This window comes from Proteiniclasticum sp., from assembly GCF_032054185.1.
Classification (GTDB): domain Bacteria; phylum Bacillota; class Clostridia; order Clostridiales; family Clostridiaceae; genus Proteiniclasticum.
Genome location: NZ_DAMBTF010000019.1, coordinates 45503 through 54275 on the forward strand (window position 1 = coordinate 45503; position 8773 = coordinate 54275).

Sequence of the window (8773 nt, forward strand, 5' to 3'; positions counted from 1 at the left end):
ATTTATAAACGATATATTATTCAGAATCAATCCAATTTTCAAATATATACTCAGTTTACTATTTTAAGGAACGTCTGTAAATCTTCAGACTGAACTTCTCCTATTCCTTTCCAGTCCGGTGCTGACTGCATAATAAATGCTCCCTTCATGATCAACAGTGTTTTTCTTTTTCACTGTCTTTCATAAAGGGAGCATAGCAGGATTTTCAGCCTGTTTCAGCTTGTATATTTCTGACCCTATGGATTGATTATGCCGCTTTTGAGCTGAATTCTTTACGCTCGATATTTCCCCACTGGTTCTTCTTCCTTCTGTAACCGAAGAATGCTCTTAGCCTCCACCAGGTGGTCAGCTGCCTGTAGCCGAAGTTTTCAATCACGGCAAAGATGATCATTCTGATGTAATCTGTGACCTTGTCATACTTCATGAAGTTGTATTCCTCCAGCATCACGGAAGTGACTGAGAGGAATATTCCATAAAGTACGGAAAAGGTGAAGTAGAGAATGGCAAAATCGACATTCAGTATACCAAGGAAAAAGGATCCGATAACGGAAAGATAACCGATGATTTCAACCACGGGACCCAGCATCTCTACCAGGAAGTAGTATGGAAGAGCTACAAGTCCGATAATGCCATACTTGGGATTAAGAAGCATTCCTCTGCAGTTATAGAGGGAATCCATTAGACCTCTATGCCATCTGATTCTTTGTCCTCTCAGGGATTTAAGATCTTCAGGAGCCTGGGTCCAGCATACGGGATCCGGAATGAAGACAATCTCGTATTCCTTCTTTTCTCTTCTCATCAGGCGATGAATCTTCAGAATCAGCTCCATATCCTCACCGATGGTATCCTGTGTATATCCGCCGACCTTAAGTACCACACTTTTTTTGAATACACCGAAGGCTCCTGATACGATGAGCAGACTTCCAAGCTCGCTCCATCCCATCCTGCCGAATAGGAATGCACGAAGGTATTCTATGGTCTGCATGGTAGGCAGGGCTTTTTTCGAAAGGCCGACTTCTTCAATGAATCCGTTGACCACTTTTGAACCGTTGAGGACCCGGACGATACCGCCGGTCGCCACTACTTTCTCCGGATTGTCGATGAAGGGTCTCACCACTTTCAGCAGTGAATTCTTTTCAAGGATGCTGTCCGCATCGATTGCGGTGAAAAGAGGATATCTTGCAACATTGATTCCAGCATTCAGTGCATCCGCCTTTCCGCCGTTGACCTTATCCACCACCTTGAGATTGCTCCTTGTGGAAGAGATGTAGATCCCTCTGACCTCTTCCGTATAGATGTCTTTCTTGTAGGGACTATCCATTTTCTTCAGCCCGAAGGCTTTGATCAGCGTATCCAGTGTATTGTCTTTTGACCCGTCGTTTATGACCACAACCTCAAACTGGCTGTACTCTATGGCCAGTAAGGATTCGATATTGTCCACGATGGTTCTTTCTTCGTTAAAGCTTGGAACGAGAATCGATACCGGTGGTACATATACAGAGGAGATCATCTTCTTGTAGGGCCAGCTCTTTCTTTTCTGGCGGTACATTCTGATTCCTCTAAGTGCAAGAAGCAGAAGAATGCTGTTTACCACATTGATGAAGATCAGAAAAAAGAGGGAAAAATTATTGTATCCCAGCAGTATATTACGAATTATTTCTTCAAGACGCAACTTCATCCACCTCCATGCCAGTTTCCTTGTATCCATTAATATTCATCATGATGGACTGACCCTCACTATAGGTCATAATCTTCTCTTTCAGTCCGAAAAACGTCATCTCTCTGCTGAGAATATCCCAGGCTTTTTCTCGTGCGAAAAGATCCTCCGAGTAGAGCGTCTCCGATAGTGCACGGATACCCGGTTCTCCAAGGCTGAAGAGGCTTTCCGAAGCATTGAAACGGACAAACCAGCTTGGGTCCTCCATGAGCCTTTTCAAGCCTTCCAGAGCCTCATGATCCAGGGTATACGCATAACCCATGGCCTTGGCTGTGAAGGCTCTTGTTTCCCAGTCTCTGTCACTCAGGAGGTTCTGAAGATGATCATCCAGTCTTCCGCAATGGAAGCACTTGAGTGATATAGCAGCCTTCAGCGCAGAGATCTTCAGCTCTTTCTCGTCCGTGGACAGCGCTTTTTCAATATAGGGATATACCCTTTCATCCTGCCTTGATCCCAGCACTTCCAGGGCCAGAGCCTGCATATGGATATCCTCCCCGAGAAGATATTCCTTCATCTTGGGAAAGACTTCATTCGTCCTGATTTCCGAAATCAGTTCCAGCATCTTGGTCTTTAGAGGATATCTGGCATTTTTCATATTATTGAAGATATAATCGATGTGCTCAGTGCCACCGATCTGAACAAGAGCTCTTGCAATGCACTGAGAGAGTTCCCGGTGACTGGTCTTGATCGCCAGAAGAAGAGGAACTGCTTCCTGTACGCCCATGACGCCTAATGAATAGGCAGCCACAGCCCGTCTTGAATCTGATGAACTCTTTAAAGCCTTCATTTCCTCCATAAGGACTGATCATGACGAGCGATACCTCTACTTTGCAGTGGAATATCATGAGCCCATGGAAAAGAACCAGACCACCTTGATTCTTCTTAACACCCATCCAGCTCAAGGCAATACCACTCATGGCTTAGAGAATCTCACGACAGAGGAAGGCATGGAGTATCTCATCCGGATCGGGAATGAGGATGAATCCAGGATTCTCGTGGACAGCTATTATGACGTCCACCAGTATCTCTATGCCCATAAGCTCGGTATGATCGACAAAAAGAATGCCGACGGAAAGAAAGACCAGGGAATCTATGATGAACTGAGACTCCCCCTTAATAAAGAGCTGACTGTCCCTTTTACCGGAGAAGTCATACCATTCTCCGATTATGAAACCGGAAAACTTCGGGAAGGAACCACTGATCTCAATTCAGCCGCCTATGACTCACTCGCCGACTACAAGATCAGCTACGAAGAAGGCGTTGTCGAGGTGAGAATTCCATGGCAGCTTATCGGTTTTACAGATCCCAGCACCATGGAAATCATGGGTGATGTCTATAAAGACGGGATTGAATCAAGACTGAACATCAATGAAATCTCCTTTGTGGGGATTTCCGTTAAAAGCGGAAAAGAAAGCACTTCGGTGAACACCCAGAATGGAATCATCAGAAAAGATGAACTCCATACCTACACCTGGAATGAATGGACCGAGCCCGTCGTGAAGGAAAGACTGAAAGAGTCCTATCCCATCATCAGGGAGCTCTTCAGCAGATATTGACTTTCATTTATTCTGAAGCCAGTCGCCCTTTAAGGAAGCAACAGTTTTCAGCAGTATAAACTAAGTAAGCAGCCCAGAGACCATCAACGGTTTCTGGGCTGCTTACTTCATTTCACATTCTCGAAGACTTCCTGTTTCGGAATAGACATTGAAGAATTAACAGAAATTACTCCTTATCGTAAAATTTTCTCTTTATCTTCATAGTAATATCTAGACAATCAGAGGTGAAACCTATTGTATGCAACTACAGACGGTCAGAGATAATACATCGAATGTAAGCTGATTCACTGTTCAGGCTATCTGAATTAAAAAGATGGCTTTATCATAAGGAGGAAAAAGAATGAAAGCAGTCGTTTGGCATGGTGAGAAGGATGTTAGAGTAGAGACAGTTCCCGACCCTTCTATACAGAAGGATACGGATATCATCATTAAAGTCACCTCTTCCGCAATCTGCGGCTCGGATCTTCATCTTTACCGTGTACTGTCTCCCATTATGGAGGCAGGAGACATCATGGGTCATGAACCTATGGGTGAAGTGGTTGAAGTCGGAAGCAAAGTGACGAATCTTCAAGTTGGTGACCGAGTCGTTATCCCCTTCAATATATCCTGTGGCCATTGCTTCATGTGTAACCTTGGACTTAACTCTCAATGTGAGACTACCCAGGTAACGGAATATGACCGAGGCGCAGCGCTGTTCGGCTATACCAAGATGTATGGTCATGTTGCCGGCGGTCAGGCGGAGTACTTAAGAGTTCCACAAGGTCAGTTCGGTCCCATCAAGGTCCCAAAAGAAGGACCTGATGATCAGTATCTTTTCCTGTCGGATGTCCTGCCTACAGCCTGGCAGGCTGTTGAATATGCCGGTGTCAAAGAAGGCAGCAGCGTGGTGGTCATGGGACTTGGACCAGTAGGGCTTATGTCCTGCCGGGTAGCACTTCTAAAGGGTGCATCCCTTGTCATCGGTGTAGACGCTGTTCCGGAAAGACTGGCTTTTGCCAAAGAAAGTGGAGTCCATGTTCTTGACTATAAAAAACTGGGCAACGATCTGAAAGATGCGGTTCAGGCTCTGACTAAAGGTCGTGGTGCCGACTGTGTCATCGAGGCTGTCGGTATGGAAGCTCACGGCATAGCATCTCAGACCTTTATTCAGAAAGCTGCAGGGAAGATGCCTGATGTCATCGCTGAACCACTTCTTAAAACAGTCGGAATAGACCGTATGGCAGCTTTCCATCAGAGCGTTGAAACAGTTCGAAGAGGCGGAACCATCTCCCTCATCGGGGTGTACAACGGTATGGTTGATCCAACTCCTCTGGGTATTCTCTTCGATAAGCAGATTACACTGAAAATGGGTCAGGCTAACGTCAAGCATTGGGTGGATCAGATCATCCCGCATCTGACCGATGATGATCCTTTAGGTGTCATGAACTTTGCAACGCACCATGTACCCATCGGTAAAGCGGAAGAGTACTACAAGCTGTTCGAGAAACAGGAAGACGGTGTCATCAAGGTCGTGCTTAAACCTTTTGAATGATTTCATGATCTTAGATTATGCTGATCAGAAGTCAGAGACTGGCCCGCTTCAAACTGAAAAGAGAAATACAGATATTAATCGAAGAGATGGTCATGTTCAGCTGAACATGACCATCTCTTCCTTGGCAGTATATTGAATTCCACTTCTCCATGAGTGAGCACCTGATGAAAGTGACTGGATACAGGTACTTATCTGAACTTAACCGCTGTGCCATATGCAATGACTTCAGCTGCCCCCTGCATGACTGCAGCGGAAGCATACCTGATGTTCACTACTGCATCTGCACCCAGCATATCCGCTTCTTCTACCATTCTTTTGGTCGCCAGGGCTCTTGCATCATTCATCATTTCATTGTATTCCTTCAGTTCACCACCGATCATGTGCTTGAATACCTGAGAAATATCCCGTCCTATGTTTCTTGTCTGAATGGTACTTCCCTTCACAAGACCAAGCATTTCAAGCTCTTTACCTGTTATATAATCAGTATTTACCAAGATCATCTTCTTCACCCCCCTTTATCTCTTTAATTCTCTCAAACAGCATGTAACTAATCAATCCAATAAATCCTGCAGGAACAATCAGCAGCAAGACTTTCATAATAAATGGTATCTCATCGCTTGAGGACCAGCCGATCCACATATAGAAGATGAAATACAAGATAACTAAAACGGTAATGACAATGGGTGCGATCACTTTTTTCGTGTGTTTTTTCAGAACAATCCTCCTCCTTATATTTCCTTGGATTTAATGATTTTCGCTCAATAGGATTTTATCTGCAATATATCATTACTTTATAGTTTTATTATAAGTGTATGTCTTCACCATTACTACAAAGATTTTAAGTAATTACACCTCTCGTTTTTTATAAAGACTGATAATCCTTATGGTCTCAGATCAAAGCAATTGACTAAAGATATTTCAAAATCAATAGTAATATGATCTCAGCTACTGCATATCATTTCACCGCATCAAAAAGACGGGATTCCTAATCAAATCCCGTCTCTTCCTGATATTTTCTCTTAGCTGCCTTATTATCTGCTGCTAAATTGAACTATTCCGTTCTTAATGCAATAACCGGATCCTGCTTGGCTGCCTTTTTCGCAGGCAGAAGTCCGCCGATTACGGTGAGCAGAACGCTCAGTACAATGAGAATGAGCCCACTTGTAAGTGGCAGCTTGGCATTCACGGTATCGAGCCCCGTCATCGCGTGGATGATGGCATTTCCTGGAATAAGGAGCAATAGACTTACGCCTACCCCGATGATACCCGTGATGATTCCAATGATGAAGGTTTCCGCATTGAACACCTGAGAGATGTTCTTCTTGGACGCACCCATAGCACGGAGAATTCCGATTTCCTTGGTACGTTCCAGAACAGAGATAAAAGTGATGATTCCGATCATGATGGAGGACACCACAAGGGATACGGCAACAAACGCGATCAGCACATAGGTGATGACATTGATGATTGTTGTGACAGAAGACATCAGAATGGCCACGTAGTCTGTGTACACAATCTTGTTTTCTTCCGGCACAGTTTCGCTGTAGTTCTCGATGGCCTCGGAGATCTTATCCTTGCCTTCGAAGCTGTCCGCATAGATGTTGATGGAGGAAGGCGCATCCAGGCTGACCACACCAAACTTCTCCAGATTTTCCTCGTAGCTTCCAGGAGAAATGTAGATGTCATAGATGTTAAGAAGGGTCTCGTCCTCTGGGTCTAGAAGATAATCATCAAACATGGCAGCAAGCTGCACTTCTCCCATCTCTCCGGACTGTCCTGGTGCTCCCGGCGCGTTTGGTGCTCCACCTGCTTCTGGTGCTCCGGTCTGACCGGTGGCCATGATGGTTCTAAAGAGGTTGGCCTTCTCTGTGACGCCCAGATTGGAAAGGTAGACCTTAGCATCCTCAATCTTTGCCTTTTCATCTGAAGGAGCAAAGCTTACACCGCTAAGGATATTGACCTCTTTTGAAGCTTCCTGCTCTTTCACGAGATCTGAGCTGTTTGTATATTCAATGAGGTAGTCTGTAAGAGCTTTGGTATATCCGAATACTCCTGTCACAAAGGCATAATCCGAATCAGGCTTTAAACGGATGACTCCGCTGACCTTCATTTCAACGGCCCCCTCCAGAAGCGCTTCCAGATCTTCTGTCTCTGTAAGCTCCTCATAAAGCCCGTTATCCCCTTTCACGAAAGTGTCTGCTGCAGGGATCAGATAGAAGGACTGTTTCATGATTTCCTCGTAGTCGATCTTTCTGTTTTCAATGGTGACTTCTTCGCCATTGTCGATTTTCTCCATGATCTCCTTATACTCGGAGGCTGGAAGCACACCAATCTCATAGAGCTTGGTGGCGGAAATCTCGCTGTTCTTGTTCAGTGCCAGCACCATCTCGTTATACTCAGATGGCCACTGACCCGCTACCACGTCATAGCTTTCAAGGATTGCTGAGCTTACACCCTCTCCTTTGACTCCAGGAAGAAGCTCTGTGAAGTTTGAGGTGCTTCCACCCATGGTTCCACCGAACATTCCTCCGCCAGGTCTTTGCGTGTCATCTTCCTCTTTGAGGGTACTGCCGTCGGTATTGATCAGAGCCTCTTCACTGTCTTTCGTAAAGATACTGAAATTGGTGTTGTAGCTGTAGATGATGCCGTTTTCGCCGACAAATTCATGAATCTCGCTGGTCGGGTCATCCAGATACTTTTTGAAGGCAGTGAGGTTGTTCTCATTGTAGTTTGTCTGGATTTTGGATGCCTGCTCGAGGTCCGATCCGTTGACATAGACCCCATCCAGCGCATGGTCCACTTCCTCTTCTACAACCCCAGGTCTTGGTGTTTCCGCAATGACAGTACTCAGATCAAAAGTTCTTTCTTCGATATTGATCGGATAAGACGCCATGGTGCTCTTCTGGATATCTTCAATATACTCATTGACTCCAGTGGACAGAGAAAGAATAAGCGCGATACCGATGATCCCGATGGAACCCGCAAAGGCCGTTAATATGGTTCTTCCCTTTTTGGTCTTCAGGTTGTTGAAGGATAGTGAAAGAGAAGTGAGGAAGGACATGGAAGCTTTACCCATGTTCTTATGCTCCGGTTCTTTCAGCTCCTCTGCACTCAGCTCATAAGGATCTGTGTCGTCCACGACTCTTCCATCCCGAAGACGTACCGTACGTGTGGCGTATTTGTCCGCAAGTTCGGGATTATGGGTCACCATGACCACCAGTCTGTTTTTTGCCACTTCCTTAAGAAGCTCCATGACCTGTACACTGGTTTCGGTGTCGAGAGCGCCTGTAGGCTCATCCGCCAGAAGAATGTCGGGATTATTCACCAAAGCTCTGGCAATGGCCACTCTCTGCATCTGTCCTCCGGACATCTGGTTCGGCTTCTTGTGGAGCTGATCACCAAGACCCACTTCCTCCAGAACTTTTCTTGCCCGTTCTTTACGGTCTTTTCTGGAGATGCCTGAAATGGTCAGCGCCAGCTCCACATTGGAGAGAATGGACTGATGAGGAATGAGGTTATAGCTCTGGAATACGAAACCGATGGTATGGTTTCGGTAGGAATCCCAGTCACGATCTTTGTAGTTTCTGGTGGAAATGGTGTTGATTACAAGATCTCCACTGTCATAGCGATCCAGTCCGCCGATGATATTGAGCAGGGTTGTCTTTCCTGATCCGCTTGGCCCAAGGACGGCCACAAACTCATTGTCACGGAGATTCAGGCTGACGCCGTCAAGGGCCGTCTGAATAAGATCCCCCGTCTGATACTTCTTGCTGATTTTCTTTATCTGTAGCATATATTCATCTACTCCTTCTATTTATCTAACGACTGCTATTCTACTGCGACTTAAGAAACTGAACATAAACTGAGGGGGTGTTTATCATTTTTCTTTTCCACTCACATGCATAGCCCGCTCACTTAGTGTAAAATTATTGTTGGTTAAAGAAAAAAGAGAATAGCTCTAACCGTGTT

The 8773-nt window shown here is 45.4% G+C and carries 6 protein-coding genes; 2 read left to right on the forward strand and 4 right to left on the reverse strand.

Going from position 1 to position 8773, the window contains the following annotated elements; all coding sequences use genetic code 11:
* Nucleotides 1-247: 247 nt before the first annotated feature.
* Entirely contained in the window at nt 248-1672 is a 1425-nt protein-coding gene (locus RTX25_RS10770) for a glycosyltransferase (RefSeq protein ID WP_312653536.1), read from the reverse strand.
* Complete coding sequence (locus RTX25_RS10775; protein WP_312653538.1) at nt 1662-2504, reverse strand: HEAT repeat domain-containing protein; 843 nt, start codon at nt 2502-2504, stop codon at nt 1662-1664. Before RTX25_RS10775 ends, RTX25_RS10770 begins: the two co-directional genes overlap by 11 nt.
* A 64-nt stretch (nt 2505-2568) precedes the next feature.
* Between RTX25_RS10775 and RTX25_RS10780 the strand changes: the two genes are divergently transcribed.
* Nucleotides 2569-3273 (forward strand): hypothetical protein, encoded by a 705-nt coding sequence (locus tag RTX25_RS10780; RefSeq protein WP_312653540.1) that lies wholly within the window; start codon nt 2569-2571, stop codon nt 3271-3273.
* 340 nt (nt 3274-3613) lie between these two features.
* On the forward strand, nt 3614-4804 hold the full coding sequence (locus RTX25_RS10785) for a zinc-dependent alcohol dehydrogenase (protein ID WP_312653542.1): 1191 nt from the start codon (nt 3614-3616) through the stop codon (nt 4802-4804).
* Between the two features lie 188 nt (nt 4805-4992).
* On the opposite strand, the gene RTX25_RS10790 is transcribed toward RTX25_RS10785, so the two are convergent.
* Nucleotides 4993-5304, reverse strand: a complete 312-nt coding sequence (locus tag RTX25_RS10790; RefSeq protein WP_312653544.1) for a YbjQ family protein — start codon at nt 5302-5304, stop codon at nt 4993-4995.
* A 551-nt stretch (nt 5305-5855) separates the two neighbouring features.
* Nucleotides 5856-8597 (reverse strand): ABC transporter ATP-binding protein/permease, encoded by a 2742-nt coding sequence (locus tag RTX25_RS10795; protein ID WP_312653546.1) that lies wholly within the window; start codon nt 8595-8597, stop codon nt 5856-5858.
* Between the last annotated feature and the right edge of the window lie 176 nt (nt 8598-8773).